This is a genomic window from Rhodovulum imhoffii, from assembly GCF_003046545.1.
Lineage (GTDB): Bacteria > Pseudomonadota > Alphaproteobacteria > Rhodobacterales > Rhodobacteraceae > Rhodovulum > Rhodovulum imhoffii.
Genome location: NZ_QAAA01000016.1, coordinates 1 through 22,965, shown reverse-complemented (window position 1 = coordinate 22,965; position 22,965 = coordinate 1). Strand labels below are relative to the sequence as shown.

Sequence of the window (22,965 nt, the reverse complement as noted above, 5' to 3'; positions counted from 1 at the left end):
CCCGAAGAGGCCGATATGAGCAACCCTGACAGTTTCATCGAGGAAGTTACCCAGGAGGTGCGCCGGGATCGCCTGTTTGCCCTGTTCCGCCGCTATGGCTGGATCGGTATCTTGCTGGTGGTGGCCCTGGTTGGGGGGGCGGCCTACAACGAATGGCGCAAAGCCGGCGATACCGCGCAGGCACAGGCGTTCGGCAATGCCCTGGGGGCCGCGTTGCAATCCGCGGATCCGGTGGCCGCGCTGACGGCCGTGCAGCCCCCGCCGGACGGTGCCGCCCTCAAGGTGCTGCTGCTTGCGGGGGAGCAGGCCGGGGCAGGGGAGGAGGACAGCGCCCGCGCCACGCTTTCGGCGCTGGCGCAGGATATGGGTGTGCCCGAGGTTTATCGCCATCTTGCGTCGCTCAAGCAGGTGTTGCTGATGGACGGAACGCCGCCGCAGGACCGGCGTGCGCTGCTTGCGCCTCTTGCGCGGCCCGGTGCGCCGTTCCGGCTGCTGGCGGAAGAGCAGCTTGCCCTCATCGACATAGAGACCGGTGACGCCGGGGCCGCCCGTACCCGGCTGGAGGCGTTGGCGCAGGATGCGGAAGCCACGGCAGGCTTGCGTCAGCGCGCCGCGCAGTTGATGTTGGCGCTGGGACAGGCTCCCGACGCCCGCTGACGTAAAAACTGGGGGACGATACGTGAATTTCAAGAAAAGCGCCCTGGTCTTCACCGCCCTTGCACTGCTTGGCGCATGCACGGAGAAAGAGCTCATCCTGCCGGGGGAGCGGGTCGGCGTGCGCGAGGCGCTGGCAGGGGTTTCGGGTGAGGCGGACGCCCCCCTTGCCGCCCGGTCCGCCCCGGCGGTCGTGCTGCCCGCGGCACGGAATGTGACGGATTGGCCGCAACTCAACGCAACCGCTGAAAATCTGTCGCCTCACGCGGCCCTTGGCAGCAGCCTGACGCAGATCTGGGCCGCCGATATCGGCGCGGGGAACACTCGACGCAACCGCATCACCGCGGCCCCGGTTGTCGTTGGGGGGCGGGTTTTCGCCATGGATGCGCAGGCCACGGTGACGGCGATTTCGATCTCCGGCGCACGGCTTTGGGCCACTGACCTGACCCCCGCGCTGGAACGCGGGAAGGAAGCCAGCGGGGGTGGTCTTGCCCATGGAGAGGGCAAGCTTTTTGTCTCCACGGGCTTTGGGGCCCTGGTTGCGCTTGACCCGGCCACGGGGCGCGAGATCTGGCGTCAACGCACCGGTGCCGCCGTGACCGGTGCGCCCACCTATCGGGACGGGCTTGTCTATGTCGTCAGCCGCGACAACACCGCATGGGCGATACGGGCCGGCGACGGGCGCATCCAGTGGCAACTTCCGGGCGCGCCGTCGCCCTCGGGGGTGATCGGTGGCGCGGCCCCCGCGATTTCGGACCGCTTGGCGGTATTTCCCTTCGGCTCCGCCGAACTGGCCGCCACGCTCCGGCAAAGCGGGGTGCGCGTGTGGGCCGCCACCATTTCCGGCCAGAGACGCGGGACCGTTTACGCAAAAGTCATGGACATCACGGCGGACCCGGTGATCGACGGGCAGGTCATCTATACCGGCACCCAAAGCGGGCGCGTCGTGGCACTCCGGGCCAATTCGGGAGAACGGATCTGGACTGCCGAGGAAGGCGCGCTTGGCCCGGTGCTGCCGGTCGGGGGGGCGGTGTATCTCATCTCCGACCAGGCGCGGCTGGTGCGGCTCGATGCGCAGACCGGTGCGATCGTCTGGGCGAAGGAGATGCCTTACTACACCAAGGAGCGTGTCCGGCGGCGCAAGGCGGTTTATCCCCATTACGGCCCGGTTCTGGCGGGGGGGCGGCTGGTCGTGGCGTCGGGAGATGGGGTGATCCGCAGCTTCAGCCCGCAAAGCGGCGCGCTTCTTTCCACAGTGGACCTGCCCGGCGGGGCGGCTTCGCGCCCGGTGGTGGCGGGGCGGATTCTTTATGTCGTGACGGCGAAGGGACAACTGCTGGCGTTCCGCTGAGCACGCGTGTACGGCAGGGGTCTTATCGAAGGCGGAGTCGCATATGAGTTTCACCCTTGCCATCGTGGGGCGGCCGAATGTCGGTAAATCCACGCTGTTCAACCGGCTTGTGGGCAAGCGTCTTGCGCTGGTCGATGACCAGCCGGGCGTGACCCGGGACCTGCGCGAGGGTGTGGGGCGGCTGGGGGATTTGCGTTTTACCGTAATCGATACCGCCGGATTGGAGGACGCCACCGACGAAAGTCTTCAGGGACGGATGCGCGCCCTGACGGAGCGCGCCGTGGAAATGGCCGATATCTGTCTGTTCGTGATCGATGCGCGTGCCGGGGTTCTTCCTGCTGACGAAGTCTTTGCCGATATCCTGCGCCGCAAATCCGCCCATGTCATCCTTGCCGCCAACAAGGCCGAGGGCGCGGCAGCCGATCCCGGCGTGCTGGAGGCTTACAGCCTTGGTCTTGGCGAACCTGTTCGCCTTTCTGCCGAGCATGGGGAGGGCATGGCAGACCTGCATGCCGTTCTGATGCCGCTGGCGGATATGTTCGAAGCCCGTGCCGCCGACGCCGAGGCCCCGGAAACCGATGTCGCGGTGGATGAGGAAGGGGAAACAGACGGTCCCCGTCTTCCCACGCGGGAACGCCCCTTGCAGGTGGCGGTTGTGGGGCGCCCCAATGCAGGAAAATCGACCCTGATCAACACCGTCCTTGGTGAGGACCGTCTGTTGACCGGCCCGGAGGCCGGGATTACCCGCGACGCGATTTCGCTGAGCATGGACTGGCTGGGAACGCCGGTGCGCCTTTTCGATACCGCCGGGATGCGCAAGAAAGCCAAGGTCCAGGACAAGGTGGAGAAGCTTTCCGTTGCCGATGGGCTGCGCGCGGTAAAATTCGCCGAGGTCGTCGTTGTTCTTCTGGATGGCCAGATCCCTTTCGAACAGCAGGATCTGCGCATTGCCGATCTGGCCGAGCGTGAGGGCCGCGCGGTTGTCGTGGCCGTAAACAAGTGGGATCTGGAAACGGACCGTCAGGGAAAACTGCGCGAACTGAAAGAGGAATTCGCCCGCCTGCTGCCGCAATTGCGCGGTGCACCGCTGGTGACCGTATCGGCAAAAACGGGTCGGGGGCTCGATCGCCTGCACGGGGCCGTGTTACGGGCGCATGAGGTCTGGAACCGCCGCGTCTCCACCGCGCGGCTGAACCGTTGGTTGGCGGGGATGCTGGAGATGCACCCGCCTCCGGCACCGGGCGGACGCCGGATCAAACTGCGCTATATCACGCAGGTCAAGACCCGGCCGCCGGGCTTTGTCGTCATGTGTTCAAACCCGGAAAAACTCCCGGAAAGTTACCGCCGGTATCTCATCAACGGTTTGCGGGAGGATTTCGACATGCCGGGGACGCCGATCCGGCTGACCTTCCGCAGCCAGGCGGACCAGAACCCTTACAAGGGGCGGACGAAATCAACGCCTTCGCGGCTGCGCAAGCATCTGGGCAAGAAGCCCTATGCCTGACGGCGCAGGATCACGGCGACCATCATCCCGATGCCCGCCGTGGCGAGCGCCGCCAGCGGCATATGAGTGGGTGTGTTGGCAACGACGATTGCGAGCAGGGCCCAGATCACCGTAAGCCCGTATTCCGGTGTGCGCCGCAGCACCGATTGTATCGCCGCTGCACAGATCAGCACCCCGGCCAGTGCGATCAGTGCCCAGCCGTTTTTCCCTGGCCCAATGTCATATCCCGCGCCGAGAAACCCGACGGAGATCCAGCTTGCTGCGGTCAGCCAGCCGGCGTAAATCGCCAAAGGCGCGCGTAACAGCCAGCGGTCTTGTGCGGGGCTTTGCAAAAGGGCCAGAAGAGCGAAAGCGAACATCCACCATAGCAGAACTGTTGCCCAGACAGGGGAGAGCGCGGCGACCGCTATCCAGACCGCACCGGGCACAAGCGATGATATCAGCGGCACGCGAACCCTGTTCCAGCCTCTATCTGTGCTGCGCGCGACCAACCCGTAAAGGGCTGAGGCCAGCAAGGTGGCATGGATCAGCCCCCAAATCGCAAAGGCGTATCCGGCGGGCTGAACCGGGGGGGCGATCCGGAAATTTGGAAACAGATCATGTGCAAAGCCACCAAGGCCGCCCGAGAACAGCGGCGCCAAAGCGAAGGCGATCGCGGCAGTGACCAGAAGAATGGCCTTCATGCGCATCGAATCGATATCTTGAGCGGGACTCATCTGGACTCCTTTTCCGTTGAGGATAGACACCGCGCGCGGTTCAACAACGGCGTTTTTCAGCCGGTCAGGTCTGGCGGAAAGAAAAGATCTTTTCCCCCTCTTGCAGTTGCCGCGTCTTGAGATCAAATCAGCGATCGAAAGCAATTACGCTTTCGATTCGGCGGTCGCGTGCCGCCATTGGAGTGAGCAAACATGAAGAAGTTCGTTCCCGCCCTCGCCGCGGTTGTTCTGGCTGCCGGCGCAGCCGTTGCCCAGGTGGAAGACGTTGACGGTGATGGCGTCTATTCTCTGGACGAGATCCTGGCCGTCTATCCCGACCTGACCGAGGAAACTTTCGCCGAGATCGATACGAACGCCGATGGCGTTGTCGACGCTGACGAAATGGCCGCCGCGGTTGAGGCTGGCCTTCTGGGCGCCTGAGTGCCCGCTTTGCGAAACGCAGGGCCCCCGGAAAATCCGGGGGCTTCTTGATCAGCCGAACATGCCTTCAGCGGTGATACGCCCCGCCCCGCCAAGATAGGGGGCCAGACATGCCGGCAAGCTGACCGAGCCGTCTTCTTCCTGCCCGTTTTCCAGGACTGCGATCAGGCACCGCCCCACTGCCAGCCCGGACCCGTTCAGAGTATGCACGAATTCCGGTTTTCCACCGTCCGCGGGGCGGAAACGGGCATTCATGCGCCGCGCCTGGAAATCGCCGCACAGCGAAACCGAGGATATTTCACGGTAGCTATTCTGTCCGGGCAGCCAGACCTCAAGATCGTGGGTACGCCGTGCGGCAAAGCCGATATCCCCCGTGCACAATACCATCGTACGATAGGGCAGGCCCAGCTTTTCCAGGATTCCCTCGGCGCAGCGGGTCATGCGTTCCAGTTCCGTCCGGCCCTGTTCGGGGGTGGTGATCGATACCATCTCGACCTTCTCGAACTGGTGCTGGCGTAGCATCCCGGCTGTGTCACGCCCTGCGCTGCCGGCTTCGGAGCGAAAGCACAGCGAATGCGCCGTCATCCGCCGGGGCAGGGCGGTGGCGTCAAGGATCGTGTCCGCCACGATATTGGTCAGGCTGACCTCGGAGGTCGGGATCAGCCACCAGCCTTCGCGGGTCTGGTAGCTGTCCTCACCGAATTTCGGCAGTTGCGCGGTCCCGTACATGGCCTCTTCGCGCACCAGGACGGGGGCGTTGACCTCCGTCAGGCCGTTCTCGGTGATATGCGTATCGAGCATGAATTGGGCCAGGGCCCGGTGCACCCGCGCGACCGCCCCCCTGAGCACCACGAAGCGTGATCCCGAGAGCCTGGCCGCGGTTTCGAAATCCATGCCGGCCTGTACGGCGGGCAACTCATAATGTTCCTTCGCAGCAAAGGCGAAGCTGCGCGGGGTGCCCCAGCGGCGCAACTCCACGTTCCCGGTTTCATCCGCACCGTCCGGCACGTCGTCCAGCGGAGTGTTGGGCAGGGTCATCAACAAATCACGCAGGCGCGCATCCTCGGCTTTTGCCTCTTCGTTGAGGCGCGCGATTTCGATTTTCTTTTCGGCTACCAGTGTCCGCAGGCGCTCGAACCCGTCCGTGTCGCCCGAGGCTTTCGCCTTGCCGATATCCTTGGACGCACGGTTCTGCTCCGCCTGCGCGGTTTCAGCGGCAAGGATCTTTGCGCGTCGTGCCTCGTCGACCGCCAGAATCTCCGACGACATGGGGGCCACACCCCGGCGGGTGAGAGTGGCGTCGAACGCCTGCGGGTTTTCGCGGATGGCGCGGATGTCGTGCATGGTTTTCGTCCCTGAGGTTTCGGAGTCTCGGGCCGGTTATGCCTGATCTTTCCCGCAGGTAGAAGGGTCAGCGCGCGGCGTTTTCCATTGCGGGGCGCAGTTTTTCGGCCACGATCTGTTGGGTCAGCGGGCCGGCATGGCGCAAGACGATGGTTCCGTCTTCGGCCACGACATAGGTTTCCGGTACGCCGTAAACGCCCCATTCGATCCCGGTGCGCCCGGTTTCATCCGCCGCCAGCGCGGCGAACGGGTTGCCAAGCTCGGCCAGGAATTTCAGAGAATCGGTGGCTTTGTCCTTGTAGGCGATGCCGTAGATCGTGAGACCTTCGGCCGCCAGATCGCTCAGGACCGCGTGTTCGATCCGGCAGGGGACGCACCAGCTGGCCCAGAAATTGACCAGGACCACCTTCCCGCTGCGCAGATCGGCATCGGTGAAGGGTGCGTTTTCACCAAGCTGTGTCACCATCAGGGCCGGGGCCGGTTTGCCCTCCAGGGTGGAAGGCAGGGCCTCCGGGTCTTCGCGCATCACGCCGATGTAAAAAACCGCCGCCAATGCCGCGAAAATCAGCGGAGGCAAAGCCATGAGCAGAGAAAAACGTTTTTCAGCCATTGCGGGTCCTGCGGGCCTCCAACTGGTCGAGATGACGGCGCACACGCGCGCCACGGATCAGGGTCAGAGCGATCAGACCGGCCAGCAGCAGGAGCGTGATCCCGTAGGAAGACAACACAGCCGCCGCATATTTTCCAAGGTCGATCATGCCATTCTCTCCCGCGTGATCAGGGCCCTGACGCGACGGGCGCGAACCTCTGTCCGGGTGCGCAGCAAGACCAGTGTGATGAAAAGCAGCACGAAGCCCGCGATGCAGACAAGCAATGGCAGATAGAAGACATCCGCCACATTCTCTTCCTTGTCGAGGCTGAGGGACGCCCCCTGGTGCAGTCCCTGGTTCCAGAAGTTGACCGCGTAGCGGCTGAGCAGGGCGAAAACAGACCCCACAAGGCACAATACACTGGTCAGGTCGGCCGCGGCATCCGGATTTTCGATGGCTTCCCAAAGGGCGATATAGCCGAGGTAAAACAGGAACAGGATCAGAAACGAGGTCAGGCGCGGGTCCCAGGCCCAGTATGTGCCCCACATCGGCTGCCCCCAGATCGCCCCGGTGATCAGCGCGATCAGAGTCATCGTCAGCCCGACCGGCGCCGCGGCGCGGGCGGCCAGTGCACTGACATGGTGGCGGCGTACGAGCCAGATCAGGCTGGTGACCAGCATCATCAGCCATGCGTTGATCGCCATCAGCGCAGCCGGGACATGGATATAGATGATCTTGACGGTTGAGCCGAAATTCACCGCCTCGGGCGTCAGGAAGAACCCCCAAAGAAGGCCTGCGGTCAGGCAAAGCACCGTCAGGACCGTCAGCACGGGCAGCACCATCTGAGAGGTGCGCATGAATTTCTGCGGATTGGCGTATTCCCAAAGAGACATGATCATTACCTAGACAGCTTTTCGGGGGGTCTCAAATGAACTGCATGTGAAAACCCTACCGCAGATTGACACGAATTGCCGCAGCCGCCGCGAAGGGCAACAGCGCCACCGATGCCAGCGTCAGACCGGCCAGCAGCAGCAGCGGCGTGGTGGTGGCCATGCCTTGCGCGCCGCGCCTGACGCTTTCGGCCCCGAAGATCAGCGTGGGCACGTAAAGCGGCAGAACCAGCAGCGACAGAAGTAATCCGCCCCGCTTGAGCCCGACGGTCAGTGCCGCACCGAACGCCCCGATCATCGATAATGCCGGAGTTCCCAGCAGCAGGCTCAGGACAAGCCAGCCAAAGCCTGCTCCCTGGAGGTTCAGCAAAACCGCCAGGACAGGCGCGGCCAGCGTCAGCGGCAAACCCGTTGTAACCCAATGCGCCAGGGCTTTCATCGCAACGACCGCCTCCAGCGGGATCGGCGCCGTTGCCAGAAGGTCCAGGGAGCCATCCTCGTAATCCAGCGCGAAAATCCGGTCGAGCGACAGAAGACAGGCCAGCAGCGCGCCGACCCACAGAATGCCCGGTGCGATCAGGCGCAGCGTGTCGCTTTGCGGGCCGACGCCAAAAGGAACCAGGATCGTCACGATCAGAAAAAATGCCAACCCCAGGCCGAAACCGCCGCCCGCCCGGATCGACAGTGACAGATCGCGTTTCAGAAGCGCAATCACAAGAATGCCTCGTCGAAATCGTTGAGCTTTTGCGGTGCTGCGCGGAAGGGCGTCAGATCCAGAGACTGTGCCGAAAAGCCGAGATCGATATGAGTTGCGATCACCGCCGCGCCGCCGGTCTTCAGATGTGCCGCCACCGCCCGTCCGAAAAGAGCCACGGATGCCGTGTCGAGCGACACGGTCGGTTCATCGAGCATCCAGATCGGGCGGCCGGTCACCAAAAGCCGTGCCAGCCCCAGCCGTCGTTTTTGTCCGGCAGAAAGGTTTTGCGCCTGACGACCGGCCAGGTCCACCAGATCAAACCCTTCCAGCGCGGGCGTGATATCATTAGTGTCGAAGATGCGTGCCCAGAACAAAAGGTTCTCGGCTACGCTCAGGGTGGCTTTCAGGCCGTCTGCATGGGCGGCGTAAGCAATGCTTTCGGGCGGAGATGAAATCTGCCCCTCCAGTGCCGGTTGCAGACCCGCCAGGGTGCGCAACAGGGTTGTTTTGCCGATCCCGTTCGGGCCACGCAACATCAGCGCCTGACCGGCGGTCAAGCGAAAGCCGACCCGCTCCAGCACCGGCACGCCGCCCCGCGCGCATGACAGGTTGTTCACCACCAGTTCCATTGCGGTTCCGAATAGCCCATTGCACCCCGACCCGAAAGGCAAAACGCTACACCGGCAGCAAAGCAACGGCCACGCGCCGTTTTTCGGACAAAAGCACGTTGTAGGTTCGTGCCGCGGGCGGGGTGGCCATCGCCTCCACCCCCAGCCCTGCCGCTTCCAGCCGGTCGCGCAGTTCCGTGGGTAACGGCGATATCTCGGCCCCGGTCCCGATCAGAAGCACATCGATCTGCCCGGCCAGCGCCATCAGTGCGGCCCCGTCGGACAGGCCTTCCCACGGAAGAACCCGGTCGCCCGCCACCAGGACAGGTCCGTGATGCACCTGCCCGGCAACGCGGAAAAATCCGGGCCCGTAGCCGTCGACCGGCAGGCTGCTGGAAAAGGTCAGTTCCGTGATCTGCATGGGTGTCAGGCATCCACATTGGCAAATTGCGTACCGGCACCGCCATCGTCGTTTTTCGACCAGTCGCGCTTGACGCCCAGCATCAGCAGGATGTTCGACGCGACAAAGACCGACGAGTAGGTCCCGACGAGAATGCCCCAGATCATTGCGAATACGAAGCCCCGGATCACGTCGCCGCCCAGAACGAACAGCGCAAACAGTGCCAGGAGCGTGGTCAAAGAGGTCATGACCGTGCGGCTGAGGGTTTCGTTGATCGACAGGTTGAGAACCTTTTTCAAAGCGGGTTTCTTGTACTTGCGCAGGTTTTCCCGCACCCGGTCGAACACGACGACGGTGTCGTTGAGACTGTACCCGACGATGGTCAGCAGGGCGGCGATGATGGCAAGGTCAAACCTGATCTGAAATGCGGCGAAAACCCCGATCGTCAGGATCACGTCATGCACAAGTGCGGCCACCGCGCCCAGGGCAAACTGCCATTCGAACCGCAGCCAGATATAGAACAGTACCGCCGCCAGTGCCAAGGTCACGGCCATGATGGCGGTGCGCACCAGTTCGCCGGAGACCTTCGGCCCCACGCTTTCGATCGAGGGAAAACTGATGGAGGGGTCTATCTGCTGCAACGCGGCTGCGACCGCGGCGATCGTTTCGGGGGTAACGCTTTCCTCCCCCGTCTGCGCCTGGATGCGCACCTGTGCAACGTTCTTGTCGGGGCCGAAGCCCGGATCGAACACCTCGGAAATCGACACGTCGCCAAGATCGAGTGCGGCAAGCGCATTGCGGTAGGCGCCCACATCCACCGGCCGGATGCTTTCCGTGCGGATGGTCGTGCCGCCCCGGAAGTCGATCCCGAAGTTCAGGCCCATCACGAAAAACAGGGCCACAGACAGCACCATTGCGACCAGCGAAGCGCCGAATGTCACCCTGGCGGCGGCAAAGAAGTTCCAGTCGGTTTCGGAGGGAACAAGTTTCAATCGCATTTTCTACACCTCCAGCGTCCGCGGGCGGCGGCGCTCCATCCACATCACGATCATTATCCGTGTCACGAAGATCGCCGTGAAGACCGAAGTGAGAATCCCCAGCCCCAGCGTCACCGCGAACCCCCGTACCGGCCCTGCGCCCAGCATGAACAGGATGGTTGCGGTAATGAAGGTGGTGATATTCGCGTCCAGGATGGCCGAAAGTGCCTTTTCGTAGCCAAGTTCGATGGCGCGGGCCGGGCCTCGGGCGGTTTTCAGTTCCTCGCGGATGCGCTCGAACACCAGCACGTTCGCATCCACCGCCATGCCGATGGTCAGCACGATCCCGGCGATGCCCGGCAGAGTCAGCGTGGCCCCGATGGCCGAAAGCAACCCGAAGATCAGCCCCACATTGATGAGCAGCGCGATATTCGCCAAAATCCCGAACCAGCCATAGCTGAGCGCCATGAACACCAGAACCGCGGAAAAGGCGACGAGGCTGGCGATTTTTCCGGCCTCGATACTGTCGGCGCCCAATTCCGGGCCGATGGTGCGTTCTTCGAGGAAAACCAGTTCGGCGGGCAGGGCGCCGGCGCGCAACAGCACCGCAAGCTCGGTGCTTTCCTCGATGGTGAAGTTTCCGGTGATCTGACCGGAACCGCCCGGTATCGCCTCTTGAATGACGGGGGCGGAAATGACCTCGTCATCCAGCATGATCGCGAAGGGCGATCCGACGTTTTCTGCCGTGTACTGGCCAAATTTCCGGGCGCCCGTGGGGTTGAAGCGGAACGTGACCGAGGGGCGACCGTTCTGGTCGAAGGCGGGCTGGGCGTCGGTCAGTTCCTCGCCCGAGACGACTGCCGTCTTTTCCAGAATATAGAATACGCCTGTGTCGGTCATGTCCGGCAGGATGAAATTGTTCGGTCCGGCCGGCTGATCCGCGCTGTCGGCGCGTCCGACAACCGGGTGAAAGGTCAGCCGCGCGGTGGTGCCGATCAGGGATTTCAGTTCATCCGCCGACCCGATGCCCGGTACCTGGATGAGAATCCGGTCATTTCCCTGCCGCAGGATCGTGGGTTCTCGGGTGCCGACCTCGTCCACCCGGCGGCGTACGATTTCCAGAGACTGCTGGAGCGTGCGGGAATCCGTTGCGGCGCGCTCCGCCTCGGACAGGGTGATGACGACCTCGTCGCCCTCCCCGCGCACTTCGATATCCGAAGACCCTACTCCGGTCAGTGTTGTGATCGGCCGGGCCAGCGCCCGCACGGTGACAAGCGCCGTCTCCATCCCTTCGGGGCGGGAGATGCGGACACGCAATTCATCCGGGGCGTCGCTGTCCTGGCGGCGAATGGTGCCGATGGAGGCGCGCACCTCTCGCAGCGCGTCGCGCATTTCGGGCCAGAGCGCATCCATCCGCTCGGCATAGACATCCTCGACCTGTACCTCGGCCAGCAGGTGCGCCCCCCCGCGCAGATCCAGCCCGAGATTCACCAGCCCGGAGGGTAACCACTCCGGCCAGGCGGCTTTCGCGGACAGGCGGTCGGGTGTTTCCCCCGCAAGCTCAATCGCTTTTACGGCGTCGTTATGGCCCTCAACCCGCGAATAAAACGCGTTGGGCATGGCCAGCAGCAGCCCCAGGACGCAAAGCGCCCAGATGACCACCCGCTTCCAGGTCGGGATGTTCAGCATTGGCGCGCTCAGGCTTTCTCGGCCGGCTCGGTCTTGTTGAGGACCTGCGAAATGGTGTGGCGAACGACGCGCACTTTCACGCCTTCGGTCAGTTCGATCTCCAGTTCGTTGTCTTCCTTGATCTTGCTGACCTTGCCGATCAGCCCACCCGCGGTCACGACCTGGTCCCCACGGCGGAGGCTATCGACCATCGCCTTGTGTTCCTTCAGTTTCTTCTGCTGAGGACGGATGAGAATAAAGTACATGATCGCAAAGATCAGGATCAACGGAATGAAGCTGGTGAAGGCGCCCGCGGCGCCCCCGCCGGCCGCTTGCGCGTAGGCAGGCGTGACAAACATGGTGATTTCCCCGTGTTAAAGGGCGGGACTCCGCCCAATTCGCGCCGCACCCTAGCGACGGCCCCGTTTCTTGGCAAGGCGAAGCAGGCGCGATGAATTGACGGTCCACGCCTGCGTCCCCCGCCTCAGGCCAGCATGGCCATCGGGCTTTCCAGATTGTCGACGATGGCCTGCAGAAGTTCCGCCCCAAGCGCCCCGTCGATCACCCGGTGATCGACGGAGAGCGTCACGGACATCACCGTCGCCACGCCGAGGGTGCCGTCTTCCCGTACGACGGGTTTCTTCACGCCCGCGCCCACCGCGAGGATCGCCCCGTGCGGGGGGTTGATGACCGCGTCGAAATTGTCGATCCCGAACATCCCAAGATTCGAAATCGCGAAACTGCCGCCCTGGTATTCATGCGGGGCGAGCTTGCGCCCCCGCGCGCGGGCGGCGAGGTCTTTCATTTCCGCCGAGAGACAGGAGAGCGATTTTGTCTCCGCATCCTTCAGGACGGGGGTGAAGAGGCCCCCTTCCACGGCCACGGCCACCGCGACGTCCGAAGGGGTGAGCTGGAGCACCCGGTCGCCTGCCCAGACGGCATTTGCCGCAGGCACCTTTTGCAGGGCCAGAGCGCAGGCCTTGATGATGAAATCGTTGACCGAAAGCTTGACCTCCCGCGTGGCGAGCTGCGTGTTCAATTCCGACCGGAAGGACAAAAGCGCATCCAGCCGGATCTCGCGCCGCAGGTAGAAATGGGGAATCGTCTGTTTGGCCTCGGTCAGGCGCGCGGCGATGGTCTTGCGCATCCCGTCGAGCGCAATCTCCGTATAGTCCCGGTTTGCATAAAGTGCGGCGACGGAATCCGCGGACGGCCCGGATGCCGCTGCCGGGGCAGGGGCCGTTGGCGCCGCCTGGGGGCGTGGCGCGGCACGCGCGGTCTCCACATCGGCTTTCACGATGCGTCCGCGCGGACCGGACCCGGCGATCTGTGTGAGATCCAGCCCCTTTTCCGCCGCGATTCGCCGCGCCAGAGGCGAGGCGAAAAGGCGCTCTCCCGCCGCTTTTGCGGGGGCGGGCGGGGCGGCGGGCGCCGCCGGGATGTCCCGGGGGGTCTCCGGGGTGGGGGCTTGCGGCGCGGCTGCGGAGGCGGCGGGGGCGACGATGTCACCGGCGCTTTCGCCCTCTTCCAGCAGCACGGCGATGGGGGTGTTGACTTTCACCCCCGCCGTGCCCTCGGCCACAAGGATCTTGCCGATCGTGCCGTCATCGGTGGCCTCGAATTCCATCGTGGCCTTGTCGGTTTCGATTTCGGCGATCAGATCGCCGGCGGCGACGGTATCGCCCTCTTTCACCAACCACTTTGCGAGGGTGCCTTCCTCCATCGTGGGGGAGAGCGCGGGCATCAGGATTTCAGTGGGCATGCGCGGGCCTCCTCAGCGATAGGTGACGGATTTGACGGCTTCGACGACCTCTTGCGTAGTCAGCAGGGCCAGGCGTTCAAGGTTGGCGGCGTAGGGCATGGGCACATCCCTGCCGGTGCAGTTCAGGACCGGCGCATCCAGATAATCGAACGCGTGAGTCATGATGTAGGCCGACAGGTGGTTGCCGATAGAGGCAACGGGGAACCCTTCTTCGACGGTGACGCAGCGGTTGGTCTTCTTCACGGATCCGATCACCGTGTCATAATCCAGCGGGCGCAGGGTGCGCAGGTCGATCACCTCGGCGCTGATGCCGTCCCCGGCCAGCGCCTCCGCGGCCTCCAGTGCGTAGGTCATGCCGATCCCGAAGCTGACCAGGGTGACATCGCTCCCCTCGCGCCGGATCCGGGCCTTGCCGAAGGGAACCGTGTAATCATCCATGACCGGAACATCGAAGGTCTTTCCGTAGAGGATTTCGTTTTCCAGGAAGATCACCGGGTTCGGGTCGCGGATGGCGGTTTTCATCAGGCCCTTCGCATCGTCGGCGGAATAGGGCTGGACCACCTTGAGCCCCGGAACATGGGCGTACCATGCGGCGTAATCCTGGCTGTGCTGGGCCGCGACGCGTGCCGCCGCGCCGTTGGGGCCGCGAAAGACGATGGGGCATCCCATCTGTCCGCCGGACATGTAAAGCGTCTTCGCCGCCGAATTGATGATGTGGTCTATCGCCTGCATGGCGAAGTTGAAGGTCATGAATTCCACGACCGGTCGCAGGCCGCCAAAGGCCGCCCCGACACCGATGCCGGCAAAGCCGTGTTCGGTGATCGGGGTGTCGATGATCCGGCGGGCGCCGAACTCATCCAGAAGACCCTGGCTGATCTTGTAGGCGCCCTGATACTCGGCCACTTCTTCCCCCATCAGGAACACGGTGTCGTCGCGGCGCATTTCCTCTGCCATCGCGTCGCGCAGGGCCTCGCGCACGGTGGTGGCGCGCATCTCCGTGCCTGCGGGAATGTCCGGAGCGGAGGGGGCCGGGGTCCGGGGCGCAGACGGCGCGGCCGGCGCTGTCTCTTGCGGCGGTGGTGCGGCCTTGGGGGAATCGGCGATGGCATCGGTGCTCTCGCCTTCGGCGACCAGCACGGCGATGGGAGTGTTGACCTTCACCCCCGCCGTGCCCTCGGCCACAAGAATCTTGCCGATCGTCCCGTCATCGACGGCCTCGAATTCCATCGTGGCCTTGTCGGTTTCGATTTCGGCGAGGATATCGCCCGAAGCGACGGTGTCGCCCTCTTTTACCAGCCACTTGGCGAGGGTCCCTTCCTCCATCGTCGGGGACAGGGCGGGCATAAGGATATCAATTGCCATTCTCGTTTCTCCCCTCAGGCGGTGTGCGCGTCGGCGTAGATGTCGGTGTAGAGCTCATCGACGGAGGGTTCGGGGCTTTCTCTGGCAAATTCGGCGGCCTCGTTGACGATACTCTTGATTTCCTTGTCGATGGCTTTCAGCTCATCTTCGGTGGCATGCTTGCCCTGCAAAAGAAGCTCCCGCACATGTTCGATGGCGTCACGCTCCTCGCGGATCTTCTGAACCTCCTCGCGGGAACGGTACTTGGCCGGGTCCGACATGGAATGCCCCCGGTAACGATAGGTCTTGATTTCGAGAATATAGGGCCCCTTGCCGGAGCGGCAGTGGGCGACGGCCTTCTCACCGGCCGCCTTGACCGCCAGCACATCCATGCCGTCAACCTCTTCGCCCTTGATGCCGTAGGCGGCACCGCGTTCCCAGAGATTCGGCGATTTGGTTGACCGGGCCACCGCAGTGCCCATGGCGTATTGGTTGTTCTCTATCACGAAAACGACGGGCAGATCCCACAGCTCGGCCATGTTGTAGGTCTCGTACACCTGGCCCTGGTTGGCGGCGCCATCACCGAAATAGGTGAAGGTCACGCGGCCGTTGCCAAGATATTTGTCGGCAAAGGCCAGCCCCGCGCCAAGGGGAACCTGTGCGCCGACGATGCCGTGCCCGCCATAAAAGTGTTTCTCCCTGGAGAACATGTGCATGGAGCCGCCCTTGCCCTTGGAATATCCCCCCGCGCGGCCCGTCAGTTCCGCCATCACGCCCTTCGGGTCCATCCCGCAGGCCAGCATGTGCCCATGATCCCGGTAAGAGGTGATGCGCTTGTCGCCGTCCTCGGCCACCGCCTCCAGCCCGACGACGACGGCCTCCTGGCCGATATAGAGGTGACAGAAGCCGCCGATCAGCCCCATGCCGTAAAGCTGGCCGGCCTTTTCCTCGAACCTGCGGATCAACAGCATCTCGCGGTAAAAGGACAGCAATTCCTCTTTCGAGGTGTTGGGGGTCTTGGCTGTGCGTCTCGTGGCCATCTTCGCCCTCCCGGCTTCGAGGATAGTTTAACGTTAAACTATCCATAGCAAAACAAGGCCCGGATTGCGAGACCAAAATCGGATCAGCGGATCACCACCTCGTCGGCGCGTACGAGGCCAAGAACCTTGCGCGCCTGTTCGTCAACGAGATCGAGGTCGAGATACCCGTCGGACATGCGGCGGGTCTTGTTGCGCATCTCCTTCAGGTCCGCCGAAAGTTTCGTGTGGCGGACGCGCAGGGTATCGATTTCCGCCTCGATCTGGATGCGGCGGAAAAGCCCGTAATCCCCCTGCACGGCGGCGAAGGTGAAATACATCCCCAAAAGAAATACCACCGCAACGTAGAGCACGGCGCCGAAGGGGGGGGAATTGCGCGATGATGCCATTATCTTGCCTGATCTGCGCCTCTGCGGGCGTTTGGCGGATCATGGCACAGGTGATTCGTCTTGTGAATCCCCTTTGTGGAAAAAGGCCCGCGCGGTGACGCGGGCCGGGATGTCAGGCCTTGCCCTTGTAGATGTCCACCAGTTTGTCGAGCATCGCCAGGGCCTCTTCGCGCGGGCGCTGGAAGGTGTTGCGCCCGATGATGGAACCGTTGCCCCCGCCATCGAGGATGGCGCGGGCATCGTCGTAGACGCTGTTCTCGCCCTTCTTCGCGCCGCCGGAAAAGACCACGATCCGCCGTCCGTTGAAGGCCGCTTGCATGCAATGGTGTACCCGTGCAGCCTGACTGGCGATATCGATCTGGCGATTTTCGTAAACCTTCTTTGCCTCGGGCAGTTCAAGATGGTCGGTGGACAGCTTGATCTTGATCACATGTGCCCCCAAAAGCGCAGCGATCTGAGCGGCATAGGCGGCGATGTCGATGGCGGTTTCGCCATCCTTCGTCAAGGCCTCGCCACGCGGATAGGACCAGATCACCGTGGCAACGCCTTTTGCGGCGGCTTCTTCGCGCATGGCGCTGATTTCCTCGAACATCTCCAGCCCCGCCGAGGACCCCGGATAGATCGTGAACCCGATCGCCGAACAGCCCAGCCGCAGCGCATCGTCGACGCTGGCGGTGATGGCCTGATCCTTTGCTGCCTCCGCCGGAATCAGTGCGTTGGCGGAGTTTGCCTTCAGAATCGTCGGAATCTGCCCGGCGAAAGTGTCGGCCCCGGCCTCCAGCATGCCCAATGGGGCGGCATAGGCGTTCAGTCCGGCGTCGATCGCAAGCTGGTAATGGTAATGCGGGTCATAGGCGGGCGGGTTGGGGGCAAAGCTGCGGGCCGGGCCGTGCTCAAACCCCTGATCCACGGGCAGGATGATCATCTTGCCGGTGCCGCCCAGTTTGCCGTTCATCAGCATGCGGCACAGGTTGCCTTTCACGCCGGGGGTGTCGGCTTCGTAGCCCGAAAGAATTTTCTGGACGATTCGCGTCGGCTTCATGACCCTCGCTCCCAACTTACATAAACGTTAACGTCATGGGCTTAGAGGGGCGGGCGGCGGGGCGCAATGTCGTTCGCGCTAACAGCCCGGGGAAATGGCGCAGGCGATGTTCGCCCGCGCCGGTCAGGTCATTGTGCTTGCAGGACCGCGACGCCGGGGAGCGTCTTGCCTTCCATCCATTCCAGGAATGCACCGCCCGCGGTCGAGATATAACTGAAATCATCGGCCACACCGGCCACATTCAGTGCCGCGACGGTATCGCCGCCCCCGGCCACGGTGATCAGGCTGCCGGCTTTGGTCAGGGCCGCGGCCTTCGCTGCGGCGGCTTTTGTGGCGGCGTCGAAGGGGGGCAGTTCAAACGCGCCCAGCGGACCGTTCCAGATCAGGGTCTTGCAGGTTTCGAACACCTCCTCGATCAGCGTCACTGTTTCCGGTCCGGCGTCTAGGATCATGGCGTCGGCCGGACAGGCGTCTGCCGCAACGGTTTCATTCTCGGCGTTCGCCTTGAATTCGCGCGCCACAACCACGTCGGTGGGCAGGATGATGCGGCAGCCGGCATCGTTGGCCTTGGCCATGATGTCGCGGGCGGTACCGGTCATGTCGTGCTCGGCCAGGGATTTGCCCACATTGATTCCCTGCGCGGCGAGGAAGGTGTTTGCCATCCCGCCGCCGATGACAAGGTTGTCCACCCGGCTTACCAGGTTTCCGAGAAGGTCCAGCTTGGTCGAGACCTTCGCGCCGCCGACGACGGCCACGACCGGGCGCTCAGGGTGGGCCAGCGCGCCTTCAAGGGCCTTCAGTTCGGCTTCCATCAGGCGCCCTGCGGCGGAAGGCAGAAGCAGCGCGATGCCCTCGGTCGAGGCATGGGCCCGGTGGGCGGCGGAAAACGCATCATTCACATAGACGTTGCCCAGCGCCGCCATTCCGGCCGCCAGTGCGGGGTCGTTCTTTTCTTCACCCGCGTGAAAGCGGGTGTTTTCCAGCAACAGCACATCGCCATCCGACAGCGCCGAGACGGCCTGTTTGGCAGGCAGGCCGATACAATCCTCGGCAAAGATCACGCCCCGCCCCAGCGCGGCTTCCAGCGCGGGCAGGGTGATCTTGAGGCTCATTTCCGGCACGACCTGTCCTTTCGGGCGACCGAAATGGGCCAGCAAAACGGGCTTGCCGCCCTTTTTGAGGATATCCCTGACTGTCGGTACGATGCGTTCGATCCGGGTGGCGTCGGTCACCTTGCCGTTTTCAACCGGCACGTTGATATCCACCCGCACCAGCACCACCTTCCCGGCAATATCGAGGTCGTCGAGCGTTTTCCAGGCCATGTATTATCCTTCTTCGAAGAAATTGGAGCGTTGGGTGATAATTCGCCTGAACCATGGGGTCAGGTCAATGGCGTTCGCAAGGCCCTCTTTCCTTCGGGCGTGCGTCGCACTAGTGTCCGCCCGAACCGGATATCGACAAGGAGCCTCAGATGGCCGAAATCAAGGACCCCGAAAATACGATCCTGATGGACCTCAAGGATGGTCAGGTTGTGATCGAACTTCTGCCCGATGTCGCCCCCCGGCACGCGGAGCGGATGAAGACCCTGACCCGTTCGGGCGCCTATGACAACGTAGTTTTCCACCGGGTGATCGACGGCTTCATGGCCCAGACGGGCGATGTGGCGCACGGCAATGCCGAAAACGGCTTTGACCTGCGCCGGGCGGGCACGGGCGGGTCCGACCTGCCCGATCTGCCGGCTGAGTTCTCGCGCCTGCCGCATGACCGGGGCACGCTGGGTGCGGCGCGGTCGCAGAACCCAAATTCGGCCAACTCGCAGTTCTTCATCAACTTCACCGACAATCACTTTCTTAACGGGCAATACACCGTTTATGGCCGTGTGATTTCCGGGATGGAACATGTCGATGCCGTCACCCGTGGCGAACCGCCCGCACAACCCGACCGGATGCTCAGCGTCAAGGTGGCCGCCGATGTATAAATCCGCACTGGCCTTTTGTCTGCTGGCCGGCCCCGCACTGGCCACGGGGCTGGAGATCCAGGTTGCGGGCGAGGCCAATGGTACCATCACCCTCGACCTGTTTGAGGATGTCGCCCCCGAACACGCCGCCCGCCTGACGGATCTGGCTGGGCGTGGCGCCTACGATGACGTGGTGTTTCACCGGGTGATCGACGGATTCATGGCGCAGACGGGAGATGTGCAATACGGCAAGATCGGGCAGGACATGCGGCGCGCCGGGATGGGCGGGTCCGACTTGCCGGACCTGAAGGCCGAATTCTCCGACCGGCTTTTCACGCGCGGGACTGTCGGCATGGCCCGTTCCGCGAGCCCGGATTCGGCGAATTCCCAGTTTTTCATCATGTTCGCACCCGCTCCGCATCTGAACGGCCAATACACCGTTGTGGGCCAGGTGACAGACGGAATGGATGTTGTCGACGCCATCAAGCGGGGGGAGGGGCGCAACGGTGCCGTCCTGGGCCAGCCCGATCGCATCGTAAAGGTGACTCTCACCGAATGAAGAAGGGACCGGACGGTCCGGCCGTATTTGGTCGTGGCCGCGACGTTCGCGTCGCGGCTGAATTTCATTGTCAGGCCGTAAGGTCAGCGGGAAAAGTGATGTTGAGGAATGGCCAGCGGTAAAAGCCGCAGGCCGGGCCCCCGGGTTTCCTTTTTGGGGCCTGTTGGCAGGGCAGTGTCCTTGGCATGCCTGTCGCCGGGAGAGGTCGCGGCTCCAAAATATGAATGCCGTCATTTCGGCGCCATGGGCGTGAAACGTGACGGGCCACTGGAAAGCAGCGCCCTGATGCGTCTGATCGGCATGCGGCGGCTCCTCTCCTTGACCTTCCCGAAGGGAATCCCCGTCTTGAGGAGTGGAAATTTTCCCGATCATCTTTGCCATTCTGATGCTGGCCGCCGAACCCGTCATATCCGCGCGCCCGACCGGTTGTTCGGGAGTGGTTTTGGCCTGCCGGAGGGCTTTCATGTCAATTCCGCTTATACCCTCATCCCGGATTTCCCAGGTGATTGCATGATTTAGCTTCGCCTGATTTGCTTTCGGTTTATATTTCAGGGTGTTGAGTGGTGATGGAGGTTGGAATTATGATCACCCTATGGGTCGGTTTTCGAGGGCGATTTTCGGCTCGATTTTGACCGTCGCGTTCGACTTGAGTTCATGGCTCCAGGATCAGCTCTGACGGTGGCTTGTTGCTCTTTCGAGAGTTGGATGACACCCTCGGCTTACACGATCTGGCGGGGCGGGTTCTGCAGGATACACGGCACGGGAAGAATGGTTTTCACACGCTCATTGGCCTTTTGCGTCAATCCACCTTCGGCGGCTGGCAGGATACCCGGATGTCAATGATGCAGAGCGATTGGCCCATGATCCTGTCATGCGCCAGATTGTCGGGGGTCGCGCGGTTGATGGTCAAGCCGCCTCAACCAGCCAGATGGCGCGGTTCGAGACGGACATTCTGACGTCACCGCATAATCTTGCCGCCTTGGCTGACCTGCCCGGCCAGTGGATCGACGCCATGCACGATGCGCACCCACCCAAGTGGATCACCTTGGATATGGACAGCTCGGTCAGCCTCACCCACGGCGATCAGGAAGGCACGGCCTGGAACGGCCACTTTTGCTGCAAGTGCTACCACCCGCTCTTCGTGTTCAACCAGTTCAGCGATCTTGAGCGCCGCGCCATTCGCAAGGGCAATGTTCACAGTGCCGATGGCTGGAAAGAGGTTCTGACCCCGGTCATCGCCCACTACAGAAAGCGTGATCTGATGCGCTTCTTCCGCGCCGATGCTGCCTTTGCCATCCCCGAACTGTACGAGATGTTGGAAAAGGAAGGGTATTTCTACACCATCCGCCTCAGGGGCAATGCCGTGCTGCAACAAGCCGTTGCACACCTGCTCAAGCGCCCCGTGGGTCGCCCTCCCAATTATGTTCGCCGCTTCTATCATGACTTCGAGTATCAAGCCACGTCATGGAGCAAGGCGCGTCGTGTCATCGCCAAGGTCGAATGGCATCCCGGTGATCTGTTCCCCCGTGTGGAGTTTGTCGTCACCAACCTGCCGATGGACCCGGACTGGGTCATCCGCGTCTACAATCAGCGCGGCACCGCCGAACAGCACATCAAGGAAGGCAAATACGCGGTCAACTGGACACGGCTCTCCTGCAAGCGCTTCCGTGACAATGAAGTCAGGCTCCAGCTTCATGCGCTGGCCTACAACCTTGGCAGCTTTCTTAAGCGCGCCGACCTACCGGAAGAGGTTACCGACTGGTCGCTCACCAGCATCCAGAGCCGCCTGATCAAGATCGGGGCGCGTGTCGTGCGCCACGCCCACAAGATCACCTTCCAACTGGCCGAGGTCGCCGTATCAGGCAATATCTTCGGACAAATCCTTGCTGCCATCCGCGCCCTCAGGCCACCGCCGAGGCCAGCGTGACGGCCATCGCGGTCAAAACCAACAAAAGCGGCTCGACACCTGTGTCTTGAGACAGCCAAAATCATCCCATCTGCCCGCAAATTCTCGCTCCCGGCGCTTCCACCGCCGAAAATCGCCTCGACACTCACCCTGCGAGCAAGAACACGCTTGAGAACCGGGAGGAACCGTCCAAACTCGCCTCAAGACAACGTCACTTGGAAAATGTCGGGTCAGATCAACGGCTCAGAGCGCAAGGGGGTATGGGCGAGATTAAAGGGTTGAGTGTGTTGAATTTTGTAAAAATATCGTTAGCTGTCGCGCTTTCATTTTTCACTATGTTCGTGCCAGCAAAGGCAGAAACTCTTTTTGATACTTTTGTAAAAGTATGTGCCGATGATCTGCATCATAGACAGGCTGCTTCCGAATACCTTCATCGGCTTGGCTGGCAGGAGAAGCCATTCAAAAGTTTTAAAGATATTTCTATTTTGGGAAATATCTTAGATCATGGATTAGTTGAAGATGAGGCCCATCTTTTTGTTTCCAGGGATGGGAAATCAGCATTTCTCTTTGGTCGCAAAGATAACGACTTAAACCCAAATAATGTCTGCCTTTTATCTACGACCGAACAAAGATACCGTGACTTCGTGAACTGGATGGAAAGCCAGTTTGAAGGGCAGGAGTATAGCGAGATAAAGGGTAAGAGATTTGGAAATACTAAGATGTCGTGGAGATCGAGGAGCTTTCCACGGAACCTATCAATTAGCCAACCATATACTGCCGGAAACATGCATATTGGCTTAAGGCATACGCCATTTACAAATGCCCGATTTCAAGTGTCTGTTACAGGCTTGATACCTTAAACTTTGTAAGCGGTGTCGCCGCCCCACATTGCCGACGGGATCAGCCATTGCGAGTTGATACGCATCCGAAGAGAAGGAGTGCGTTTCGCAATGTTCGCAAAGAGTTCGTTCCTCACGGCGCTTGGTGTTGAAGTCTTCGCCTCGGGGCAGAGGCGTTGGCCGGATCATGTGAAGGCCCAGGCTGTCGCCGAGACCTTGGTAAGCGGTGTCGCCGCCCCACATTGCCGACGGGATCAGCCATTGCGAGTTGATACGCATCCGAAGAGAAGGAGTGCGTTTCGCAATGTTCGCAA

General features: G+C 62.3%; 25 protein-coding genes and 2 pseudogenes. 10 read left to right on the top strand and 17 right to left on the bottom strand.

Going from position 1 to position 22,965, the window contains the following annotated elements; all coding sequences use genetic code 11:
- Positions 1–15: 15 nt before the first annotated feature.
- From C8N32_RS11640 to der, 3 genes are read left to right on the top strand one after another with little or no spacing between them, the layout of a single operon-like run.
- Positions 16–657 carry a hypothetical protein gene (locus C8N32_RS11640; protein ID WP_107893187.1) on the top strand — a complete coding sequence of 214 codons (642 nt, stop codon included), beginning with the start codon at positions 16–18 and terminating at the stop codon, positions 655–657.
- Between the two features lie 22 nt (positions 658–679).
- A complete protein-coding gene (locus tag C8N32_RS11635) occupies positions 680–2,005 on the top strand; it encodes a PQQ-like beta-propeller repeat protein (RefSeq protein ID WP_107893160.1) in 1,326 nt (441 codons plus the stop codon).
- A 43-nt stretch (positions 2,006–2,048) separates the two neighbouring features.
- Complete coding sequence (gene der, locus C8N32_RS11630; protein WP_107893159.1) at positions 2,049–3,509, top strand: ribosome biogenesis GTPase Der; 1,461 nt, start codon at positions 2,049–2,051, stop codon at positions 3,507–3,509.
- Here der and C8N32_RS11625 read toward each other — a convergent pair.
- A complete protein-coding gene (locus C8N32_RS11625) occupies positions 3,500–4,225 on the bottom strand; it encodes a DUF3488 domain-containing protein (RefSeq protein ID WP_242509462.1) in 726 nt (241 codons plus the stop codon). The genes der and C8N32_RS11625 overlap by 10 nt on opposite strands.
- Positions 4,226–4,417: 192 nt before the next feature.
- Here C8N32_RS11625 and C8N32_RS11620 point away from each other — a divergent pair, with 192 nt between their 5' ends.
- Positions 4,418–4,645 (top strand): EF-hand domain-containing protein, encoded by a 228-nt coding sequence (locus C8N32_RS11620; RefSeq protein ID WP_107893158.1) that lies wholly within the window; start codon positions 4,418–4,420, stop codon positions 4,643–4,645.
- Positions 4,646–4,696: 51 nt separating this feature from the next.
- Here the strand turns inward: C8N32_RS11620 and serS are convergent, their stop codons facing one another.
- The 16 genes from serS to C8N32_RS11540 form a co-directional block, all read right to left on the bottom strand.
- Positions 4,697–5,989: a serine--tRNA ligase gene (gene serS, locus C8N32_RS11615; protein ID WP_107893157.1), complete on the bottom strand. Its 1,293-nt coding sequence runs from the start codon at positions 5,987–5,989 to the stop codon at positions 4,697–4,699.
- A 67-nt stretch (positions 5,990–6,056) separates the two neighbouring features.
- Positions 6,057–6,572 carry a DsbE family thiol:disulfide interchange protein gene (locus C8N32_RS11610; protein ID WP_107893185.1) on the bottom strand — a complete coding sequence of 172 codons (516 nt, stop codon included), beginning with the start codon at positions 6,570–6,572 and terminating at the stop codon, positions 6,057–6,059.
- A gap of 19 nt (positions 6,573–6,591) precedes the next feature.
- Positions 6,592–6,747: a heme exporter protein CcmD gene (gene ccmD / locus C8N32_RS11605; RefSeq protein ID WP_107893156.1), complete on the bottom strand. Its 156-nt coding sequence runs from the start codon at positions 6,745–6,747 to the stop codon at positions 6,592–6,594.
- A complete protein-coding gene (locus C8N32_RS11600; protein ID WP_170106794.1) occupies positions 6,744–7,472 on the bottom strand; it encodes a heme ABC transporter permease in 729 nt (242 codons plus the stop codon). Before C8N32_RS11600 ends, ccmD begins: the two co-directional genes overlap by 4 nt.
- A 55-nt stretch (positions 7,473–7,527) precedes the next feature.
- A complete protein-coding gene (gene ccmB / locus C8N32_RS11595) occupies positions 7,528–8,184 on the bottom strand; it encodes a heme exporter protein CcmB (protein ID WP_107893154.1) in 657 nt (218 codons plus the stop codon).
- On the bottom strand, positions 8,181–8,795 hold the full coding sequence (gene ccmA / locus C8N32_RS11590) for a heme ABC exporter ATP-binding protein CcmA (RefSeq protein WP_107893153.1): 615 nt from the start codon (positions 8,793–8,795) through the stop codon (positions 8,181–8,183). The genes ccmB and ccmA overlap by 4 nt, the downstream gene beginning before the upstream one ends.
- A gap of 46 nt (positions 8,796–8,841) precedes the next feature.
- Positions 8,842–9,195 (bottom strand): Mth938-like domain-containing protein, encoded by a 354-nt coding sequence (locus C8N32_RS11585; RefSeq protein WP_107893152.1) that lies wholly within the window; start codon positions 9,193–9,195, stop codon positions 8,842–8,844.
- Between the two features lie 5 nt (positions 9,196–9,200).
- Entirely contained in the window at positions 9,201–10,172 is a 972-nt protein-coding gene (secF, locus tag C8N32_RS11580) for a protein translocase subunit SecF (RefSeq protein ID WP_107893151.1), read from the bottom strand.
- Between the two features lie 3 nt (positions 10,173–10,175).
- The gene (secD, locus tag C8N32_RS11575) at positions 10,176–11,840 is read right to left on the bottom strand and encodes a protein translocase subunit SecD (RefSeq protein ID WP_107893150.1); all 1,665 of its coding nucleotides are present in this window, start codon (positions 11,838–11,840) and stop codon (positions 10,176–10,178) included.
- A gap of 8 nt (positions 11,841–11,848) precedes the next feature.
- A complete protein-coding gene (gene yajC / locus C8N32_RS11570; protein WP_107893149.1) occupies positions 11,849–12,178 on the bottom strand; it encodes a preprotein translocase subunit YajC in 330 nt (109 codons plus the stop codon).
- Between the two features lie 125 nt (positions 12,179–12,303).
- Positions 12,304–13,581: a pyruvate dehydrogenase complex dihydrolipoamide acetyltransferase gene (locus C8N32_RS11565; RefSeq protein WP_107893148.1), complete on the bottom strand. Its 1,278-nt coding sequence runs from the start codon at positions 13,579–13,581 to the stop codon at positions 12,304–12,306.
- A gap of 12 nt (positions 13,582–13,593) precedes the next feature.
- Entirely contained in the window at positions 13,594–14,943 is a 1,350-nt protein-coding gene (locus tag C8N32_RS11560; protein WP_107893147.1) for a pyruvate dehydrogenase complex E1 component subunit beta, read from the bottom strand.
- Between the two features lie 14 nt (positions 14,944–14,957).
- Positions 14,958–15,962 carry a pyruvate dehydrogenase (acetyl-transferring) E1 component subunit alpha gene (gene pdhA, locus C8N32_RS11555; protein ID WP_107893146.1) on the bottom strand — a complete coding sequence of 335 codons (1,005 nt, stop codon included), beginning with the start codon at positions 15,960–15,962 and terminating at the stop codon, positions 14,958–14,960.
- 83 nt (positions 15,963–16,045) lie between these two features.
- A complete protein-coding gene (locus C8N32_RS11550) occupies positions 16,046–16,348 on the bottom strand; it encodes an FtsB family cell division protein (RefSeq protein ID WP_107893145.1) in 303 nt (100 codons plus the stop codon).
- Positions 16,349–16,460: 112 nt separating this feature from the next.
- Positions 16,461–17,390, bottom strand: a complete 930-nt coding sequence (locus C8N32_RS11545) for a class I fructose-bisphosphate aldolase (RefSeq protein ID WP_107893144.1) — start codon at positions 17,388–17,390, stop codon at positions 16,461–16,463.
- Positions 17,391–17,518: 128 nt separating this feature from the next.
- Entirely contained in the window at positions 17,519–18,712 is a 1,194-nt protein-coding gene (locus C8N32_RS11540) for a phosphoglycerate kinase (protein WP_107893143.1), read from the bottom strand.
- A gap of 149 nt (positions 18,713–18,861) precedes the next feature.
- On the opposite strand from C8N32_RS11540, the gene C8N32_RS11535 reads away from it, so the two are divergent.
- From C8N32_RS11535 to C8N32_RS15140, 6 genes and pseudogenes are all read left to right on the top strand, one after another.
- Positions 18,862–19,368, top strand: coding sequence for a peptidylprolyl isomerase (locus C8N32_RS11535; RefSeq protein WP_107893142.1), 507 nt, complete (start codon positions 18,862–18,864; stop codon positions 19,366–19,368).
- Positions 19,361–19,906 (top strand): peptidylprolyl isomerase, encoded by a 546-nt coding sequence (locus C8N32_RS11530; RefSeq protein WP_107893141.1) that lies wholly within the window; start codon positions 19,361–19,363, stop codon positions 19,904–19,906. Before C8N32_RS11535 ends, C8N32_RS11530 begins: the two co-directional genes overlap by 8 nt.
- Before the next feature lie 108 nt (positions 19,907–20,014).
- The gene (locus C8N32_RS11525; RefSeq protein ID WP_107893140.1) at positions 20,015–20,425 is read left to right on the top strand and encodes a hypothetical protein; all 411 of its coding nucleotides are present in this window, start codon (positions 20,015–20,017) and stop codon (positions 20,423–20,425) included.
- 73 nt (positions 20,426–20,498) lie between these two features.
- A pseudogene (locus C8N32_RS11520) lies at positions 20,499–21,833 on the top strand (IS1380 family transposase).
- A 194-nt stretch (positions 21,834–22,027) separates the two neighbouring features.
- A complete protein-coding gene (locus C8N32_RS14870) occupies positions 22,028–22,672 on the top strand; it encodes a hypothetical protein (RefSeq protein WP_170106793.1) in 645 nt (214 codons plus the stop codon).
- A gap of 90 nt (positions 22,673–22,762) precedes the next feature.
- Positions 22,763–22,965, top strand: a pseudogene (locus C8N32_RS15140) (IS66-like element accessory protein TnpA); the annotation flags it as partial.